This is a genomic window from Vibrio sp. R10-SG3-ISO10 (genome assembly GCF_059834185.1).
Genome location: NZ_JCBDHG010000024.1, coordinates 12548 through 31425, shown reverse-complemented (window position 1 = coordinate 31425; position 18878 = coordinate 12548). Strand labels below are relative to the sequence as shown.

Sequence of the window (18878 nt, the reverse complement as noted above, 5' to 3'; positions counted from 1 at the left end):
GTAAATAGGGTGCGCGGACTTCGTCCTATGGAGAGCGGAAGAGTTTGAAGGGTTGGCGTTTTGCGCTAGCCCTTTATTTTTTGTCATCCCCAAGAACGAGGAACGAGTGAGTTGGGGATCTCTTGAAGCGAATCGAACTTTTAATGAGATTCCCTACTCGCTCCTTCGTCACTCTATGGAATGACCGATTAATAACACGGAGATTCTCTCGAAGGGCGAAGCCCGTTCCCGATTCTCGCGGGCGCAGCCCGATCTCGGAGCAAAGCGTTCTTCAAACCTCTAAAAAATCGAGCGCCCAATACGCTCTGCTAACAGTTCTAGCGCTTTGGTTCCTGCTAAAGAGTTTCCTGATGGATCCAGTTCTGGTGACCAAACAGCAATCGTCATTTCGCCGGGAACAACGGCCATAATGCCGCCACCGACACCCGATTTACCTGGCATGCCCACTCGGTAGGCAAACTCACCTGCACCATCGTATAGACCACAGGTCGCGAGCAAAGCATTCAGCTGCTTGGTTTGCGTTGGTGTAATCACTGGCTTTCCGGTTTGAACTGAAGTTCCTTTGTTAGCAAGGTAGCTAAAGGTTTTCGCCAAATCGACACAGCTCATCTTAAGTGCACACGCGTGGAAATAGTTGTTTAGTACAGGGATGACTTCATTTTCAAAGTTACCAAACGAGCGCATTAGATAGGCAATTGCCGCATTGCGGTCGCTGTGCATCATCTCTGAGGCAGCCACAACCTTGTCGTAACAGATGTGAGTATCACCAGACAACTGGCGAACAAACTCCAATAAACGCTGGCGAGGAGCCGACAAGCGGCTATTGAGCAAATCCGCCACCACAATGGCTCCGGCATTGATAAACGGATTGCGTGGAATGCCCTGCTCCATTTCAAGCTGAATAAGAGAGTTAAATGCTTGGCCTGAAGGCTCTTTACCAACACGAGCCCAAATCTCTTCAGGTTTATACAAACACATCGCTAGCGTCAGGCTAAGCGCCTTAGAGATTGACTGAATAGAAAAAGCTTCATCCGCATCGCCCGCTTTGATCACTTCACCTTGATTGGTAAAAACAGCAATACCAAATTTTGAAGCTGGTACTTTCGCCAAAGCAGGAATGTAGTTAGCAACCTTACCTTGACCGATAAGTGGGCGAACCTCTTCTAGAATCTCTTGTAATATTTGTTGTGTCGGTTTCATCAGCAACCTTAAAAATCAATCAGTTATTATTATTTTCTTGTAGGGTCAAAAAAGCCAACATAGGCATGTTGGCTTTTAAATTCTATTCGATGCGCTGCTCTCGTCTTCAGAAAGCAGTCATTGCATTCGTTTTGGTTATTTTACGCGTTTAAACTTAATATCCCAAACGCCATGACCTAAACGGTGACCACGTGCTTCAAATTTTGTTAGCGGGCGCTCATCTGGACGAGGTACAAAATCGCCTTGTTCTGCAATATTTTCGTATCCCGGCGCTTCGTTCATCACTTCAATCATATGCTCAGCGTAGTTCTCCCAGTCTGTTGCCATGTGGAAGATACCTTCACCTTCGATAAGCTTCTGACGAACCATCTCAGCAAAGTCTAACTGAACGATACGACGCTTGTGGTGACGCTTTTTGTGCCATGGGTCTGGGAAGAATAGCTGTAGAGTCGCTAAGCTGCTGTCAGGAATCATGTTAGCGAAAACTTCTACCGCATCGTGACACATTACGCGCAGGTTAGTAATGCCTGCGTCACGCGCATCTGAAAGACATGCACCAACGCCTGGACTATGCACTTCAATACCGATGAAGTTCTTCTCAGGAGCGTTTTTCGCCATTTCTACTAGCGACGCGCCCATGCCAAAACCAATTTCTAGAACGACAGGGTTGTCATTACCAAACACTTCTTTCCAATCAAGAAGCTGTTCTTGGTAATCAATACCCATCGTCGGCCAGCACTCATTCATCGCGTTTTCTTGACCCTTGGTCAAACGACCTTCGCGTCGAACAAAGCTGCGAACTTTGCGTATCAGTTTACCGTCTTCGTTGTACTCGTTAGTGGTCACTTCACTCATGATTTTGCCTGTTTAAAAATTGGTCTCGCCTCAAAGGGATTGTGATTATCCAAAGAATTGCTATCGGTGCAAGTTTTTTAGCGAATTTCAGCTTGGTTCGCTTATATCCTTACTCTTTATCGGTTGTACTTTACCCTCAACTTATGATGCAATTTTGTTTAATTACACAACTATAATATTGAGCATATCGTGACCCCATTTGCCAGTGCCATCTTAGATTGGTACGAAAACTATGGACGTAAGAGCCTACCTTGGCAGCAGGATAAAACTGCTTATAGCGTATGGCTATCAGAAATCATGTTGCAGCAAACTCAGGTTGCGACCGTGATTCCCTATTACCAACGGTTTCTAGAGCGCTTTCCGACCGTTGTTGATCTTGCCAATGCAGAGCAAGATGAGGTTCTTCACCTCTGGACAGGTTTAGGTTATTACGCTCGTGCTAGAAACCTGCACAAAGCCGCCAAAATTGTCGCGCAAGAATATGATGGTCATTTTCCATTAGATATCGAGAAGATGAATGCCTTGCCGGGAATCGGCCGCTCGACCGCTGCGGCTGTCCTATCATCGGTTTACAAACAGCCTCATGCTATTTTAGATGGCAACGTCAAAAGAACCCTTGCGCGAAGTTTTGCCATCGAAGGCTGGCCAGGGCAAAAGAAGGTCGAAAATCAACTTTGGCAATACGCCGAAGAACACACACCGGATGTCGATGTCGATAAGTATAACCAAGCCATGATGGATATGGGGGCGATGGTCTGCACGCGCAGCAAACCAAAATGTACATTGTGCCCGGTTGAATCTTATTGCATCGCTAATAAGCAAGGTAACCCACTCGATTATCCGAGTAAAAAACCTAAGAAAGACAAGCCAATAAAAGAAACTTGGTTTGTCATGCTGCACTACCAAGGGCAAGTTTGGCTAGAACAGCGCCCTCAATCCGGTATTTGGGGTGGTTTGTTCTGCTTCCCTGAAAATCCAGATGCAGAGCTTGCGCATCAGCTTGATATTCGAGGAGTGTCTTCGAAAATGATTGAGCAGCAAACTCAGCTGATTGCCTTTCGCCATACCTTTAGCCATTACCACCTCGATATCACACCAATTTTGGTAGACCTATCAAAGCAACCTCATGTGATAATGGAAGGAAGCAAAGGTCTTTGGTATAACTTATCGCAACCTGAAGAGATTGGCTTAGCCGCACCAGTAAAACAGTTACTGGAAAGCTTACCATTCGAACTTCAAAGCTAATTATTGTTAAGGAGTCGTTATGAGCCGCACTGTATTTTGTGCTCGACTACAAAAAGAAGCCGATGGATTAGATTTCCAACTTTATCCAGGCGAGCTAGGCAAACGTATTTTTGATAACATTTCAAAACAAGCTTGGGCTGAGTGGCAACACAAGCAGACCATGTTGATCAATGAAAAGAAGCTCAACATGATGGATCCTGAGCACCGCAAGTTGATCGAAACCGAAATGGTTAACTTCCTGTTTGAAGGTAAAGACGTTCATATCGAAGGCTACACTCCACCAAGCGAGTAACGAATAGCCCAAGTTGAAACAGAGAAATGACATCATTGCCCGCAGTGATGTCATTTTTTTAGGAGAGTTATGAGAAAGTTAGCATACTTTTTAATTGCAGTGACACTGACAGGCTGTAGCCGCGAGTTTGTTGAAAGCCTTTATGATGTCAATTACGAACCGACCAATAGATTTGCAAAGAACCTTGCAGAGCTACCGGGGCAATTTCAGAAAGATACTGCAGCTCTCGATGCGCTCATCAGCAGCTTTTCTGGCAACATTGAAAAACGCTGGGGACGAGGCGAAATTAAATTTGCTGGCAAAAGCAATTACGTAAAGTACATCGATAACTATCTTAGCCGCTCCGAAGTCAACTTTGATAAAGGCTTAATTACTATAGAAACCGTCTCTCCGACTGACCCAAAGAGACATCTTAAAAACGCGATCGTTACCACTCTTCTCACTCCTGATGATCCCGCTAACGTCGATCTGTTTTCTTCCAAAGACGTCAAACTTGAAGGACAACCTTTTCTCTACCGACAAGTGGTCGATCAAGACAAAAAGGCAATTCAATGGTCTTGGCGCGCCAATCGTTTCGCTGATTATCTGATCGCTAATAAGCTAAAAGTGAAAAATGTCGACTTTAAGAAAGCGTATTACGTTGAAATTCCGATGGTCGAAGAGCAATTTGAGATCCGTAGTTACAAATACGCCGACATTGTTCAGCGCGCTTCACGTAAATATGACATCCCAGAAGACCTGATCTACGCAATCATCAAAACAGAAAGTAGCTTCAATCCATATGCGGTTAGCTGGGCGAATGCGTATGGCTTGATGCAAGTCGTGCCAAAAACAGCCGGAAAAGACGTCTTCAAGTTAGTAAAGAAAAAATCGGGGCAACCTTCACCGGAATACCTGTTTAATCCAGAGAACAATATCGATACAGGTACCGCCTATTTCTATATTCTCAAAAATCGCTACCTAAAGGATGTCAGCCACCCACTTTCTTTGGAGTACAGCATGATTTCTGCTTACAACGGAGGCACAGGTGGGGTACTCAATACCTTCAATCGCAATGACCGTAAACGTGCAATGCGCGATCTTAACTCCCTGCAACCCAATCAAGTTTATTGGGCATTAACCAAAAAGCACCCTAATGCGGAAGCACGTCGTTATCTCGAAAAAGTTACCAAATTCAAAAAGGATTTTAACTCAGGCAAAACATAATCATCAAAAACGCCTAAATAATCGGCACTCAACCACTTTTTTGAATTTTTTTCTAAAAACAAGTTGACGGCAAGACCGAAAATCCGTTTAATAGCGCTCCGTCGCCCGGATAGCTCAGTCGGTAGAGCAGAGGATTGAAAATCCTCGTGTCGGTGGTTCGATTCCGCCTCCGGGCACCACAATTTGATTGTTGGTGTCTAAGACATCAATAAGTTAGCAAAAAGAATATTAGTGTGCCGACTTAGCTCAGTAGGTAGAGCAACTGACTTGTAATCAGTAGGTCACCAGTTCGATTCCGGTAGTCGGCACCATTCTTTTGCCTCGATAGCTCAGTCGGTAGAGCAGAGGATTGAAAATCCTCGTGTCGGTGGTTCGATTCCGCCTCGAGGCACCATTATTTGGTGCTTAACAAATAGTGGTCTTAAAGACCTGTTGTTAACACAAATAATTCCCCCTTAGTTCAGTTGGTAGAACGGCGGACTGTTAATCCGTATGTCGCAGGTTCGAGTCCCGCAGGGGGAGCCACTTTCTAGAAGCCAAGTCGAAAGACTTGGCTTTTTTCGTATATCCCCCAAAGTATTCATTTCCCATTGCCAAGATTCACCGTCGTTGTTTCACCTTGGCTTGTCGTTCTACTCAATTCTCTTACTATTAAAATTGCCACCTACGTCGAGTTTATGCTTGTGCTGTCGTAAAAAACGACTTATTTCACGCTAAAAATTTAATCTAAATCATAGTTTGAACTCAGTCTGCTATTAGGTTTAGAGCATCTCAAATAAGATGACAAGAATATTACAATAAGACACCAACTTCGTTTTCGTTCGAAATCGACCTATTGATGAGCAATTTTTATGAAACTTAAGACACAAGCTTATTTATTATCAGGAATTATCTTGATCGCCTTGCTTGCGTTAACCGCAACAGGTCTCTGGACTCTTCGCGTGGCAAGTAACTTAGACAACAAGGCTCGCGTAACAGAATTGTTCCGCAGCGCCTACAGTATCCTTACTGAAGTCGAACAGATGGCGATCGACGGTACGCTTGAAGAGCAACAAGCTAAAGCACTAGCAACACGCTTACTGCGCAACAACATCTACAAAGACAATGAGTATGTTTACGTTGCCGATGAGAAGATGACCTTTGTGGCCACCCCTCTTGATCCGCAGCTTCATGGAACGAGTTTCCATGACTTCAAAGATGGCGACGGCAACAGCGTTGGGCAACTCATTCTCGACGTACTAGGGCGCAAAACTGGACAGATGGTTGAGTATACTTGGACGCAGAAACAACCAGATGGCAGCATCGAAGAGAAACTGTCTATCGCGGAGAAAACACCTCATTGGGGTTGGGTGGTAGGCACAGGTATCGGCTTTAATGAAGTCAATGCTCGCTTCTGGTCTACGGCGCAATGGCAGCTAGTGCTCTGTTTGGGTATTGCGGGCGCTATCTTAGCCACATTAATTGTGTCAATCCGCCGCATGCTCACTCTTCTTGGTGGCGAGCCACAAGAAGTGCGCCGAGCGGTTCAAGAAGTCGCGAAAGGCAACATCCAGACAACGTTTGAAAATCAAGCAGATGATGGCAGTATTTACCAAGCGGTTCAGCAGATGAGCCAGTCTTTAGCTCAGCTAGTAGGTAATCTTGAAAGTTCTATGCATGATTTACGCAGCGAGTTGGCGAGCGTAGAAGATCGCGCGGGAAGTATTGCGCAGCTAACTGATTCTCAGCAACAATCTACTGCAATGATCGCTACAGCAATGACAGAAATGGCCTCTTCAGCAAGCAATGTTGCCGATTCAGCCAGTGATACTGCAAGAAACACCGATGAAGCTGACAAACAGAGCCAACATACTCAGCACCTGATTCATAATACTGTCGATAATATTCAAGGGTTAGCCACTCAATTAGGTACAGCGAGCCAAGCGGTGGCAGATCTAGATAACGATGTAAACAATATCGTTAAGGTTCTCGATGTTATTGGTGATATTGCCGAGCAAACTAACCTGCTAGCGCTTAATGCGGCTATCGAAGCAGCCCGCGCTGGTGAGCAAGGCCGTGGTTTCGCAGTGGTTGCCGATGAGGTTCGTAACCTAGCGGGTCGAACCCAAGACAGCACCAAAGAAATTCAGCAGATGATTAGCAACCTGCAAGAAGGCTCACGCAACGCAATCCAGACTATGGAAGTCTGTGCAGAAACCAGTGAAAGCACTGTTCAAGAGTCGCAAAATGCTTCTGAGGCATTGCAGCAAATCGTTGTCGCTCTAGAGTCTATTACCCAGATGAGTCAGCAAATTGCCACTGCGGCGGCAGAGCAGACTCAAGTGAGTGATGATATTTCTCAACGAATCAACATGATTGAAGAGAGCGGCAACCAGTTAAGTGGCGTCGTTACTGAGAGTCATAACAGCACTCAAAGCCTAGCAAGATTAGCGAATGAGCTAGAAAACTGGGTTAGCAAGTTTACTGTTAAGCACTAATTCCGCTTGGAGTAGCAAAAAGCACGCCTCTTCGCGTGCTTTTTTGTTGTCTAAACTGGACTATTTCACCTATTAGAGCGTATAACGCCTGTTGTCCTCTATACATTTAATATCCAAAATGGATAAAAACAGCCCATTAAGTATAGAAAAACAACAAACGATATTTTTTTTGCATTTTAATGTTGACCTAAAGCACGAAAAGCCGTTTAATACACCTCGTCGCCCGGATAGCTCAGTCGGTAGAGCAGAGGATTGAAAATCCTCGTGTCGGTGGTTCGATTCCGCCTCCGGGCACCACAATTTATTTGTTGGTGTCTAAACAAGACAACAACAAGAAAAGAAATAACGTGCGCCGACTTAGCTCAGTAGGTAGAGCAACTGACTTGTAATCAGTAGGTCACCAGTTCGATTCCGGTAGTCGGCACCATTTCTTTTCCTAATGGACAATTCCTCCTTAGCTCAGTTGGTAGAGCGACGGACTGTTAATCCGCAGGTCGCTGGTTCGAGCCCAGCAGGAGGAGCCACTTTTAGTGTGCCGACTTAGCTCAGTAGGTAGAGCAACTGACTTGTAATCAGTAGGTCACCAGTTCGATTCCGGTAGTCGGCACCATTTATTATCTTTAAGAATTCGTTCTTAAAGCATAATTCCCCCTTAGTTCAGTTGGTAGAACGGCGGACTGTTAATCCGTATGTCGCAGGTTCGAGTCCCGCAGGGGGAGCCACTTTCAAGAAGCCAAGTCGAAAGACTTGGCTTTTTTCGTTTTTAACTGCGACTTACTTGTACCAAGTAAATGTCTCAGAGCTAGCCGCCCGCATTGAGTCCCGGCAGGGGGAACCATATTAGAAAAAGCCTCATCGCAAGATGAAGCTTTTTGTTGTCAGCCCTCCCTCACCTACCCCATTGTCGGTAATTCCTTAAGCACATTGGAAAAAGCCATCTTAGCTTCCTATATTTACTCCATAATATTTATAAGGAAATATCATGGCTAGGAAGCAACTGTTTGTCATTGCTGCGGAGATCTCTGCAGAACTTAATCGTGGTGTACTTATTGCGAAACAGCTCCAGCTTGTTGCAAGCAATGCCCGCGCCTTGGCTTTACGTGCTGGGGAAAGTGCGGCTGGTTTCCACCCTATCACTGATTCCATTGACGAACTTGTACGCCTTACTCTCAATGCTTCTAGCAGCATCAATCTAAAGGCGCAGAGGCTCAGCAAGATAGCCACCGCTGAAGCGCGCTCTCGTACTGTTCTGAATCATTTTGAAACCGTCTATGCGCGCTCACAAGGGGCGGCTTACCTTCATAGCCTTGATACTACCCGCTCTCGATGTTTTGAAGAAGCAGAGCAGCTCAGTCAGACCTTTGTCCAAGACTCTAAAGAACTCAGCACACTTCTTAATACGCTCCATAGCGAGCTGAGAGTTGCCTTAATTATTTCAACCTTGCTAAGCGTTGAAGCCTCACAAGTGGAAGAGCGTTTTAAAGGGCAACTGAACTCTATCGCCGACAGTGTCCAAGAGTCTGCGGAAGCTATCCGTAGCCATGTTCTGCAATCCCTCAAATTATTCTCGTTGTTCGAGTAAAGGAATACTATGCAATCTAAAGTCTTATTTAGAGATGATGAACACCGTTGGATCATGTTTGCCCGCGATCCTCATAAACCGGAAAAGATCATCGATACCAATCAATATATGATCGTCAACAAACAACAAGCGATTCTGCTTGATCCCGGTGGTATAGAGATGTTTTCTTCCATGCTCAGCAGCGTCGTCAAGGAAGTACCGACGGATCAAATTAAGTATTTATTCGCTTCTCACCAAGATCCGGACATCATCTCCTCTCTCGGCTTATGGGATAAAGCTTTGCCAAGCGCAACCTTATACTCTCCTTGGCTATGGGAAGGCTTTATCCGTCACTTTGGTATGGAGTCTATCTCGTTTTCACCAATCAAAGATGAAGGTGGGCGCTTATCTCTTGCTGACATAGACATCGAGTTTATTCCCGCGCACTACATGCACTCATCAGGGAATTTCTCCGTCTATGATCGTAAAGCCAAGATTTTAATGTCGGGGGATATTGGGGCGGCGCTCGATGTGCCCAATGCGCCCTTGTTTGTCGAAGACTTTGAAGCTCATATTCCAAAGATGGAGTACTTCCATCGACGTTGGATGCCATCAAATAAGGCCAAGAGCGCTTGGATTGAACGAGTGCGACACCTTGATATCGATATGATTTGTCCGCAGCACGGTGGGATTTTTAAAGGTGATAATGTCCAGTGCTTCTTAGCTTGGCTTGATGAGCTCGATGTGGGCATTGCGGTGTAGACGATGAGACACAAAAAAGCCAGTCACTCTGGACTGGCTCTCTATTCGCTTGCTCTAGGCTAGGCTTTCACACCTTGCTGTTGGTTTAGCATAGCGACCTCTTTATCAAGCGACTCTAGCTTAGCTTTCATCTGCTCACGACATGTATTCGCGAGTTCACGAACATTCTCTTTGCCGTAATCTTCTACTTGTACTGGAGGCAACATTTCAATAATAACGTGGCCATTGTTCCAACGGTTGAGTTTAACACCACCTGTCGAGCTACATACAATAGGAATGATTGGTAGCTTAGCGCCAATAGCTGCATGGAAAGCACCTGTTTTGAAAGGTAGTAGACCACGGCCTCGCGAACGAGTCCCTTCTGGGAACATCCAAACAGATACGTCACTGTTGTTGAGGCTATCGACTACCTGATCGATCGTCCCTTTTGCTTTAGAACGGTTAGCACGGTCGATAAGAATGTTCCCCGTTAGCCAGTACAACTGACCAAACAGCGGCATCCAAGCTAGGCTCTTTTTACCTACTGTCACAACTTTCGGTGTTACCGCTGATGAGACAGTAAACAAATCCCAGTTGTTCTGGTGGTTGGCGATATAGATATGCTGACCACGTTTATAAGCGTCTTCAGGAATGCGCAGTTCAAGCTTAATACCGAACACTCTCGACATTTTTCCGAATAGACGACCAAAGGTAAACACGTGCTTTGGATTACGTGGGCTCAGTAAGCAATAGCCACAGCCAAAAATAAACATCACAATTGCAAATATCGCAACAGCCAATACACGTAATAGTGCAATCATTGTGGTTCTCCAAAATAGAGAGTCATTTATCAGTTGAGCAGACTCTAACTGATCTATCATTCATAAAAAAGCCGAAACTCGCGTTTCGGCTTACAAGCGTTAGCTGATTCTATCTTTAATCGCGAAAACGTTCAATATTTGCGCCTAAGGCAGACAGCTTGTCTTCAATTTTGTCGTAACCACGATCAATGTGGTAGATACGGTCAACAATGGTTTCGCCATTCGCAATACAACCGGCGATGACCAAACTTGCTGAAGCACGAAGATCGGTTGCCATCACTTGTGCACCGCTTAGCTCATCCACGTCACCACAAATAACAGTATTGCCTTCAATCTCTGCTTTAGCGCCCATACGCATCAGCTCAGGCACATGCATAAAGCGGTTCTCGAAGATATTTTCGGTGATAACACCACCGCCTTTGGCCATTAGATTAAGCAGCGTGAACTGAGCCTGCATATCGGTTGGGAAGCCTGGGTGTGGCGCAGTGCGAACTGTCACCGCTTTTAGGTCTCTACCCGTCATATCGACAGTGATCCAGTCTTCACCTGTTTCAACCATTGCGCCTGCTTCTTCTAACTTAGCCAGTACCGCTTCAAGCAAGTGCGCTTTGGTGTTGCGACACGTTACTTTACCGCCTGAAACCGCTGCCGCGACTAGGAAAGTACCCGTTTCAATACGGTCTGCAACCACTGAGTGCTTACCACCACCTAGGCGCTCGACGCCTTCAATAGTGATGGTATCTGTGCCTGCGCCAGAGATCTTGGCCCCCAGCTTGTTAAGGAAGTCAGCAGTATCAACAATCTCAGGCTCACGCGCAGCGTTATCCAAAACTGTTTTACCTTCCGCCAAAGTAGCTGCGCACATAATTGTAATCGTTGCGCCAACACTGACTTTGTCCATAACAATGTGAGCACCTTTAAGGCGACCATCAACATTCGCTTTAACGTAGCCGTCTTCAAGCGTAATCGTCGCGCCAAGCTGCTCTAGACCGTGAATGTGCAAATCAACCGGACGAGCACCAATCGCACAGCCACCAGGTAATGAGACCTGACCTTGACCGAAACGAGCCACTAATGGACCTAAAGCCCAAATTGAAGCACGCATCGTTTTAACTAATTCGTAAGGTGCGCAGTATTCATTAATACAGCTTGGATCAACATGAACCGAGCCATTGCGCTCGACTTTAGCACCGAGTCGCTCTAGTAGCTCCATCGTTGTGTCGATATCACGCAAGCGAGGCACATTGGCCACTTCAACTGGCTCTTCAGCCAAGATAGACGCAAATAAAATTGGTAGTGCAGCGTTTTTTGCACCAGAAATGGTTACTTCACCTACAAGAGGTTTGTTAGAACCTGTAACTCGAAACTTTTCCATTATTAAACCTTACAGTGACATCAACTTCTTATCACGAGCCCACTCTTCTGGAGTGAATGCCTTGATAGAGACGGCGTGGATGTCATTTCTTTGGATGTATTCCATCAGTGGTGCATAAATTAGCTGTTGTTTTTTAACGCGACTCATTCCATCGAAACAAGCATCAACAGCAACTACTTCATAATGACTGCCTTCGCCTTTCACGTGCAGTTCTTCTAATTTAAGTGCTTCGTTTAAAATCTGTTGTACTTTTGCGCTATCCACAATTCACCCCTGTAGTATTCTTTAAATGCCCTGCAATGAGTTCATCGACATTGCTCAACTGAAATAATGTGCGCAGTTGTTCCGGCACGAAACTGAGCATTATATGACAGTTTTGTTTTTTTGCATTCTCAATTAGATGAATTAGCATCACCATTCCAGCAGAGTCTATTCTTGTTAAGCCCTCAAGCGAGACTTCAACCCGCTCGCTAGCGAGCTGTAACGTTTGAAGAGACAGCCACAGCTTAGGCACAGTATCTCGATTTAGGTCACCGGTTAGTGAGTACTGACCGTCATGATTTTTCTGCCATTTCGGTTCCATCATTGAGTTTTACTCTCAAGCCGAATTGGTTGCTTCGCGAGCTCTTCAAGCTCTTGAGCGACTGACAGAATGCCCTCTTGGCGAAGCTTAGTACTCCACTCTGACTGTTTGCTAGAAAGAAGGCTGATCCCTTCGGCAATCATGTCAAATGCTTGCCACTCGCCACTTTTCTTGTCACGACGTAGCTTAAATTCCAACTTAATGTTTGGTCTTGGTGTATCAACGATGTCGACTTTGATGCTGGTAATGCTCTTTTTAGGGTCAAGCTTTGGCTCTGGACCAAACTCGATCGTCTGATCAGTATATTGGGTCAATACTTGCGCGTAAGAGCTAACTAAGTAGGCTCGAAATGCGACGATAAACTTCCCTACATCCTCACGTTTTGCCCCTTTTAAATTAGGGCCAAGTAGTTTCAAAGCCGCATACTTTTCGTTGACGTAAGGCATTAATTCTTCATCAACAATTACTTTGAGATGATTAGGATCTTGTTGCACCTGATCTTGCTCTGCTTTTAAGCGAGCGAAAGCATGCTCTGATACTTGTTTCATCATCTGATAAGGTTGAGTCTTATCAATTGGCTGCGCAGAAGCATTAAACGCCAAAAACATTGAAAACAGAGTAAGTACTAACTTTCTCAACATCATTCTCTCCTTACTCTTCAGAGCCACCAACGCTATACAAAACTTGTCCAATCAAATCTTCTAGCACCAAAGCGGACTTGGTATCTTCGATATAGTCGCCTTCCACCAGCATTTGCTCATCTTCAAATACAAAGCCCGGCGTTAAACCAATGTACTGCTCGCCAATTAGACCTGAAGTTAAAATCTTCACGCTCGACGTTTCTGGAAACTGGTTGTATGTGCTGTTGATTGCCATAGAAACCACAGGGAGTAAAGATTCACTATTCAGACCAATACTAGTCACGCGCCCGACTACCACTCCGCCTACCTTAACTGGGGAACGTACTTTTAAGCTGCCAATGTTATCGAACTCGGCTTTGAGAGTATAAGTATCGTTAGAGCCGAGCCCCTTTACGTCAGCAACTTGAAAAATCATCACCAGAATTGCGCAAATTCCAGCGAGAACGAAGCTACCAACCCATAATTCAATCTTGCGAGTTTGTTGCATGATTAGTTCCCAAACATCATTTAATTACCAAACATCAAGGCCGTTAGTACGAAGTCTAGACCAAGTACAGCCAATGAAGAGTGGACAACGGTGCGAGTCGTCGCACGACTGATCCCTTCCGAAGTCGGAATCGCATCGTATCCATTAAAAAGCGCTATCCAAGTAACAGTTATTGCGAACACTAAGCTCTTAATCATACTGTTACCAATATCTTGTCCAAGTTCGACGGAAGCTTGCATTGCCGACCAGAAACTACCGTGGTCAATCCCTTTCCAATCAACCCCGACTAACTGACCACCCCAGATGCCGACAGCCATAAAAATCATCGCCAGCAGTGGCATAGAGATAACGCCAGCCCAGAACCGAGGCGCGATGACTCTTTTAAGGGGATCAACCGCCATCATTTCCATACTCGATAGCTGCTCAGTCGCTTTCATCAAACCAATTTCAGCCGTTAACGCAGAGCCTGCGCGCCCAGCGAACAATAATGCTGTTACTACAGGCCCCAACTCTCGAAGCAAAGAGAGCGCAACCATCTGGCCTAAAGCACCTTCAGCGCCAAAGTCGACCAAGATGACATAGCCTTGCAGACTCAACACCATACCGATGAAAAGACCTGACAAAACAATAATAATCAGAGATTGAACGCCAACGCTGTAGAGTTGTTTAACCAGTAGAGGTAAATTTTTGAGCGGCTGGGGCCGACTCGCTAATGCGCCAAACAGCATCAAGCTTGCTCTACCAAATGCTTCACACACCGACATAGTGCGGCGGCCAATCGAAGCTACGAAATTCGCTAAGCCCATTATAAGAACAGCTCCTTAGCTAAAGGTTGAGATGGGAAACGAAATGGCACTGGACCATCCGCATCCCCTTTAAGAAACTGCTGCACTTGTGGATCCATATTGGCACGTAACTCTTGTGGCGTTCCGCTCGCAATCACTTTACCGTTGGCCAAAATATACACCCAGTCCGCAATACTCATCACTTCAGGAACATCATGCGACACGACTATAGAGGTAACACCTAACGCCTGATTTAAGTTACGAATCAGCTCCACCAACACGCCCATCGTTATCGGGTCTTGGCCAACAAAAGGTTCATCGTACATGATGAGATCGGGGTCGAGTGCGATCGCTCGAGCTAAAGCAGCACGTCTTGCCATACCCCCAGAGAGTTCACTTGGCATTAACTGCGCCGCACCACGTAATCCGACAGCTTCTAATTTAAGCAGGACTAAAGTGCGAATAATCGACTCGTCCAACTCGGTATGTTCACGCAAAGGAAAGGCGACATTGTCAAACACTGACAAGTCAGTAAACAAGGCTCCAGATTGGAACAACATGCTCATTTTCTTACGTTCTTGATAGAGCTTGCGTCGGCCTAAAGTGGGGATATTGTTACCATCAAACCAAATATCGCCGCTCTCAGGGTAGATTTGGCCGCCGATAAGACGCAGCAAGGTTGTTTTACCAATCCCTGATGGACCCATGATCGCAGTCACTTTACCTTTAGGTACACGTAGACTGACGTTGTCAAAGATCTTGCGCTCGCCACGAGAAAACGTTAGCTGCTTAACGGTGACTAGGTCTTCAGATTCCATGCTGGACTCATATTTGTTCCTTTAAGAATGGGCAATCATAAGCACATTCAAATTGAATTTAAAGCACTGTTCAATTAAATGTGAGTTATTCGAATTCTCACTCTATCGCCCGCCTACTCTACCTTAGTCGCTCTAATTACGTATTTGGTTAACAATTAATTGAATGAACTGCTTTTCTTTTTACCCCCAAACCGTCAAAATTAACGGTTAAATTCTCTCGTTGTATATTGATTAGGAATCATCATGCTTGAAGCCGTTGTGTTTCTCATTATTGGATTGGTATTTTTGGTTTGGAGTGCCGACAAACTGGTGTTTGGTGCTGCTGCCCTGGCTCGTAACGTAGGTATTTCTCCTCTCGTTATCGGTATGACCATCCTTGCTATGGGCTCTTCAGCACCTGAAATGATGGTTTCTGCCACTGCAGCTCTCGATGGTAAAACGGATACTGCTGTAGGTAACGTCCTAGGCTCGAACATTGCCAATATCGCATTAATCTTAGGCATCACCGCGCTAATTAAGCCACTCTCAATCAGCTCAGGTGTTCTACGCCGCGAATTACCTTTGATGATCGGAGTAACGCTATTAGCGGGTGTTCTATTGTGGGATAGCCACTTGGGCTTCTATGAAGGTGTATTACTGTTTGCACTTTTTGCCGCTTTTATCCTCACTATGCTGCGCATCAGCCGCAACGAGAAAAAGAACGGCGATGCATTCATTGAAGAGCAAGAATCCGAAGTACCAGAAGGCGTAAGTAACGGCAAAGCGGCGATGTGGGTAGTGATAGGCCTGATTGTTTTGCCTCTGGCTGCTGATGTATTAGTCGACAATGCAGTAATCATTGCTCAATACTTTGGCATGAGCGATCTAGTGATAGGTCTGACGATTATTGCGGTTGGTACTAGCTTACCTGAACTAGCGGCCTCTCTTGCTGGCGTTATGAAAGGCGAAGATGACATGGCAGTCGGTAACATCATCGGCTCGAACGTTTTCAATATTCTCGCAGTCATGGGTATCCCTGGCATTCTAAATCCATCAATTTTAAGTGAATATGCAATGGGACGTGATTTCTGGGTCATGCTTGGTGTCTCACTACTGCTTGTTGCGATGGCGCTAGGTAAGTCTCGTAGCATTAATCGTTTTGAAGGTGCAGCCCTATTCTGCTGCTTTATTGGCTACCAAGCCTACTTAATTATGAACATGACTGCCTAAAACCCTGTTGGAGTTCTGTATGTTTGACTATCGCTCTGCGGCACTAGAAGTACTAAAAACCGAGATCGCAGCACTAGAACAGCTCGACCAATATCTAAACCAAGACTTTATCAAAGCATGTGAGCTTATCCTTGCCAACAAAGATGGCAAGGTCGTGGTCATGGGTATGGGTAAATCTGGTCATATCGGCAACAAAATTGCTGCGACACTTGCCAGTACAGGCACCTCATCCTTTTTTGTTCATCCAGGCGAAGCTGCTCACGGCGATCTAGGCATGATCGAGCCCGGAGATATTGTGCTAGCGATTTCCAACTCAGGTGAATCTGGAGAAATCCTTGGGCTTTTCCCAGTATTAAAACGCCTCAATATTAAAATCATCAGTATGACTGGCAAGCCGAAGTCGAACATGGCAAAACTGGCTGATATTCATCTGCAAATCACAGTGCCAAAAGAGGCTTGTCCAATCCAACTTGCGCCAACATCTAGCACCACGGCAACCCTAGTAATGGGCGATGCGTTAGCAATGGCACTGATGCAAGCACGCGGTTTTACAGCAGAAGACTTTGCCCTATCTCATCCAGGTGGTGCGTTGGGAAGAAAGCTGCTGCTTAAGCTATCTGATATCATGCACGTAGGTGAAGCCTTACCACTCGTCACTCCGAGCACTGTTGTTCGTGATGCGCTGCTCGAAATCAGCCAAAAAGGGCTGGGTATGACGGCTGTTGTCGATGACCACCAGCAACTGGTTGGCATTTTTACCGATGGTGATTTACGCAGAATATTAGATAAGCGCATTGATATTCACACTGCGCTGATCGGTGATGTGATGACAGTAAACCCAACGGTTGCTGCGCCCAATATGCTCGCGGCTGAAGGGCTAAACTTAATGCAAGACAAAAGCATTAATGGCCTTATCCTATGTGACGATGGCAAAGTGGTTGGCGCGCTCAACATGCATGATTTATTGAAAGCTGGAGTGATGTAATGTCGAAAATGATTGAAACTTTATATCAACCAGTGGAACAATCCATTCTAGATATTGCCAAAGACATTAAACTATTGATCTGCGATGTCGATGGCGTCTTCTCTGACGGCCTGATTTACATGGGCAACAATGGTGAAGAACTGAAAACATTTCATACCCGTGATGGCTATGGCGTAAAATCGCTAATGAATGCGGGGATTGAAATCGCCATTATTACTGGTCGACGCTCTCAGATCGTCGAAAACCGTATGAAGGCATTAGGTATAAACCTGATTTACCAAGGGCAAGATGACAAAATCAAAGCCTATCAGGATATTTGTACCAAGCTCGACATTGCACCTGAACAAACTGGCTATATTGGTGATGACCTAATTGATTGGCCAGTGATGGAGCAAGTTGCTTTAAAAGTATGTGTGGCTGATGGACACCCACTACTGGCACGTCGAGCAAACTACGTGACCTCTATTCGAGGTGGACATGGAGCAGTAAGAGAAGTCTGCGACCTAATTCTACAAGCACGAAACGAACTCGATGTTCATAAAGGTCTAAGTATATGAGTCTATCTCGTATTGGATATCTCATCCTGACTTTCATAATATGCTGGTCTGCTTACTATCTTTTCGATAAGCAGCAGGGTTATGATATTCAGGTAGAACCAGATACAGAGCTCCCGATGTTCAGTGGTGAAGGTCTAGTCAACACCTCATACAATGAGGAAGGCATTCGCAGCTACGTAATAACATCGGTAAATCTTGACCACTTCGCAAGAAGTGGCGATACCATTTTTTATCAGCCAGTCCTTAAAGTTTATAAGGAAGGCACCACTCAAGAGTGGGAAGTGACAGCAGTCCGCGGTGTTTTAAGCCAAGATCATGTTTTGACGCTTTATGAAGATGTTTTAGCGACAAACTTATTACCTGATTCAGGCTTTGACACCCTGTCTACCGATGTTATGAACATCCAGCTAGACAGTAGAGACTTTTGGGCAGACAACCAAGTAATCATGGTTGGGCCTCAATTTGAAACAGTAGGGCAAGCGATGACGGGTAATTTCGCCGATAATCACGCTACCCTCTACAATCACGTACAAAGTAGATATGAAACTCTCACACCTTAGTCTGATTTCTTGTTTATTACTGTCTAGCCAAGCGATGGCTTTGTCGACCGACCAAGATCAACCGGTTTATATCGACTCAGATAGCCAACAGCTAGATATGCAGAGCAATAAAGTTACTTTCCTTGGTGACGTAAAACTCAAACAAGGCAGTATCAATATCAATGCTGACAAAGTTATTGTTATCCGTGATCCCAAAGATGGCTCAATCCAAGAGATTGAAGGGTACGGAGACCTAGCAACATTTTCTCAGTTAACGGATGATGGAAAAACGCTTTACGGTGAAGCAAAAGAGCTTTACTACGTCATGGTTGATGACCAATTGACTATGATCGATGAAGCCATGCTTTCACAAGATGACAGCGTGATTCGCGGTACGAAAATTCGCTACAAAATTTCATCTCAGAAGCTGATTGCTGACGGTAAACAGAAAGGCGATCGCGTCTCTACCGTACTTCAGCCACAAGCAGTACAAGAATAATT

The 18878-nt window shown here is 45.3% G+C and carries 21 protein-coding genes and 9 tRNA genes; 20 read left to right on the top strand and 10 right to left on the bottom strand.

The annotated features are described in order from the left end of the window. Positions 1-279: 279 nt before the first annotated feature. Together glsB and trmB are read right to left on the bottom strand one after the other, a co-directional pair. Positions 280-1200 (bottom strand): glutaminase B, encoded by a 921-nt coding sequence (glsB, locus tag AC6R16_RS19815; protein WP_500675495.1) that lies wholly within the window; start codon positions 1198-1200, stop codon positions 280-282. A gap of 135 nt (positions 1201-1335) precedes the next feature. After that, entirely contained in the window at positions 1336-2055 is a 720-nt protein-coding gene (gene trmB, locus AC6R16_RS19810; RefSeq protein WP_239826820.1) for a tRNA (guanosine(46)-N7)-methyltransferase TrmB, read from the bottom strand. A 189-nt stretch (positions 2056-2244) separates the two neighbouring features. On the opposite strand from trmB, the gene mutY reads away from it, so the two are divergent. The 15 genes from mutY (at position 2245) to AC6R16_RS19735 (ending at position 9598) form a co-directional block, all read left to right on the top strand. Beyond that, positions 2245-3300, top strand: a complete 1056-nt coding sequence (gene mutY, locus AC6R16_RS19805) for an A/G-specific adenine glycosylase (RefSeq protein ID WP_500675494.1) — start codon at positions 2245-2247, stop codon at positions 3298-3300. 19 nt (positions 3301-3319) lie between these two features. Beyond that, on the top strand, positions 3320-3592 hold the full coding sequence (locus AC6R16_RS19800) for an oxidative damage protection protein (RefSeq protein ID WP_004742501.1): 273 nt from the start codon (positions 3320-3322) through the stop codon (positions 3590-3592). Positions 3593-3661: 69 nt separating this feature from the next. Next, the gene (gene mltC, locus AC6R16_RS19795; RefSeq protein ID WP_004742500.1) at positions 3662-4798 is read left to right on the top strand and encodes a membrane-bound lytic murein transglycosylase MltC; all 1137 of its coding nucleotides are present in this window, start codon (positions 3662-3664) and stop codon (positions 4796-4798) included. 103 nt (positions 4799-4901) lie between these two features. Further along, a tRNA-Phe gene (locus AC6R16_RS19790) sits at positions 4902-4977 on the top strand. A 56-nt stretch (positions 4978-5033) separates the two neighbouring features. Then, a tRNA-Thr gene (locus AC6R16_RS19785) sits at positions 5034-5109 on the top strand. Between the two features lie 7 nt (positions 5110-5116). After that, positions 5117-5192, top strand: a tRNA-Phe gene (locus tag AC6R16_RS19780). Positions 5193-5247: 55 nt separating this feature from the next. After that, positions 5248-5323: transfer RNA gene (locus tag AC6R16_RS19775), tRNA-Asn, on the top strand. 326 nt (positions 5324-5649) lie between these two features. Continuing rightward, complete coding sequence (locus AC6R16_RS19770; protein ID WP_500675493.1) at positions 5650-7275, top strand: methyl-accepting chemotaxis protein; 1626 nt, start codon at positions 5650-5652, stop codon at positions 7273-7275. A 221-nt stretch (positions 7276-7496) separates the two neighbouring features. Then, a tRNA-Phe gene (locus AC6R16_RS19765) sits at positions 7497-7572 on the top strand. 54 nt (positions 7573-7626) lie between these two features. After that, a tRNA-Thr gene (locus tag AC6R16_RS19760) sits at positions 7627-7702 on the top strand. A gap of 21 nt (positions 7703-7723) precedes the next feature. Then, positions 7724-7799, top strand: a tRNA-Asn gene (locus AC6R16_RS19755). 10 nt (positions 7800-7809) lie between these two features. Then, positions 7810-7885, top strand: a tRNA-Thr gene (locus AC6R16_RS19750). 36 nt (positions 7886-7921) lie between these two features. After that, positions 7922-7997: transfer RNA gene (locus AC6R16_RS19745), tRNA-Asn, on the top strand. 260 nt (positions 7998-8257) lie between these two features. Further along, positions 8258-8857 carry a chemotaxis protein gene (locus AC6R16_RS19740; RefSeq protein ID WP_500675492.1) on the top strand — a complete coding sequence of 200 codons (600 nt, stop codon included), beginning with the start codon at positions 8258-8260 and terminating at the stop codon, positions 8855-8857. 9 nt (positions 8858-8866) lie between these two features. Further along, a complete protein-coding gene (locus AC6R16_RS19735; RefSeq protein ID WP_500675491.1) occupies positions 8867-9598 on the top strand; it encodes an oxygen-binding di-iron domain-containing protein in 732 nt (243 codons plus the stop codon). A 59-nt stretch (positions 9599-9657) separates the two neighbouring features. Here the strand turns inward: AC6R16_RS19735 and AC6R16_RS19730 are convergent, their stop codons facing one another. From AC6R16_RS19730 to mlaF, 8 genes are all read right to left on the bottom strand, one after another. Beyond that, positions 9658-10398 (bottom strand): 1-acylglycerol-3-phosphate O-acyltransferase, encoded by a 741-nt coding sequence (locus tag AC6R16_RS19730; protein WP_004748583.1) that lies wholly within the window; start codon positions 10396-10398, stop codon positions 9658-9660. Between the two features lie 115 nt (positions 10399-10513). Further along, positions 10514-11773: a UDP-N-acetylglucosamine 1-carboxyvinyltransferase gene (gene murA, locus AC6R16_RS19725; protein WP_500675490.1), complete on the bottom strand. Its 1260-nt coding sequence runs from the start codon at positions 11771-11773 to the stop codon at positions 10514-10516. Positions 11774-11782: 9 nt separating this feature from the next. After that, a complete protein-coding gene (ibaG, locus tag AC6R16_RS19720; RefSeq protein ID WP_049845512.1) occupies positions 11783-12037 on the bottom strand; it encodes a BolA family iron metabolism protein IbaG in 255 nt (84 codons plus the stop codon). Further along, positions 12030-12359 (bottom strand): STAS domain-containing protein, encoded by a 330-nt coding sequence (locus tag AC6R16_RS19715; RefSeq protein ID WP_494505469.1) that lies wholly within the window; start codon positions 12357-12359, stop codon positions 12030-12032. The genes ibaG and AC6R16_RS19715 overlap by 8 nt, the downstream gene beginning before the upstream one ends. Beyond that, positions 12356-12997: a phospholipid-binding protein MlaC gene (gene mlaC, locus AC6R16_RS19710; RefSeq protein WP_494505468.1), complete on the bottom strand. Its 642-nt coding sequence runs from the start codon at positions 12995-12997 to the stop codon at positions 12356-12358. The genes AC6R16_RS19715 and mlaC overlap by 4 nt, the downstream gene beginning before the upstream one ends. Before the next feature lie 10 nt (positions 12998-13007). After that, the gene (mlaD, locus tag AC6R16_RS19705) at positions 13008-13484 is read right to left on the bottom strand and encodes an outer membrane lipid asymmetry maintenance protein MlaD (protein ID WP_239854263.1); all 477 of its coding nucleotides are present in this window, start codon (positions 13482-13484) and stop codon (positions 13008-13010) included. Between the two features lie 20 nt (positions 13485-13504). Continuing rightward, complete coding sequence (gene mlaE, locus AC6R16_RS19700) at positions 13505-14290, bottom strand: lipid asymmetry maintenance ABC transporter permease subunit MlaE (protein ID WP_004748592.1); 786 nt, start codon at positions 14288-14290, stop codon at positions 13505-13507. After that, positions 14290-15087 (bottom strand): phospholipid ABC transporter ATP-binding protein MlaF, encoded by a 798-nt coding sequence (gene mlaF / locus AC6R16_RS19695; protein ID WP_239826825.1) that lies wholly within the window; start codon positions 15085-15087, stop codon positions 14290-14292. Before mlaF ends, mlaE begins: the two co-directional genes overlap by 1 nt. A 243-nt stretch (positions 15088-15330) precedes the next feature. Here mlaF and AC6R16_RS19690 point away from each other — a divergent pair, with 243 nt between their 5' ends. Genes AC6R16_RS19690 through lptA form a run of 5 tightly spaced genes read left to right on the top strand, consistent with a single transcriptional unit; the run spans position 15331 to position 18876 of the window. Beyond that, a complete protein-coding gene (locus AC6R16_RS19690; protein ID WP_004748594.1) occupies positions 15331-16296 on the top strand; it encodes a calcium/sodium antiporter in 966 nt (321 codons plus the stop codon). Positions 16297-16315: 19 nt separating this feature from the next. Further along, positions 16316-17281, top strand: coding sequence for a KpsF/GutQ family sugar-phosphate isomerase (locus AC6R16_RS19685; protein ID WP_486786839.1), 966 nt, complete (start codon positions 16316-16318; stop codon positions 17279-17281). Then, positions 17281-17838 carry a 3-deoxy-manno-octulosonate-8-phosphatase KdsC gene (gene kdsC / locus AC6R16_RS19680; RefSeq protein ID WP_486794742.1) on the top strand — a complete coding sequence of 186 codons (558 nt, stop codon included), beginning with the start codon at positions 17281-17283 and terminating at the stop codon, positions 17836-17838. Before AC6R16_RS19685 ends, kdsC begins: the two co-directional genes overlap by 1 nt. After that, on the top strand, positions 17835-18398 hold the full coding sequence (gene lptC, locus AC6R16_RS19675) for an LPS export ABC transporter periplasmic protein LptC (protein WP_171382702.1): 564 nt from the start codon (positions 17835-17837) through the stop codon (positions 18396-18398). The genes kdsC and lptC overlap by 4 nt, the downstream gene beginning before the upstream one ends. Further along, on the top strand, positions 18379-18876 hold the full coding sequence (gene lptA, locus AC6R16_RS19670; protein ID WP_171382701.1) for a lipopolysaccharide transport periplasmic protein LptA: 498 nt from the start codon (positions 18379-18381) through the stop codon (positions 18874-18876). The genes lptC and lptA overlap by 20 nt, the downstream gene beginning before the upstream one ends. Positions 18877-18878 lie beyond the last annotated feature (2 nt).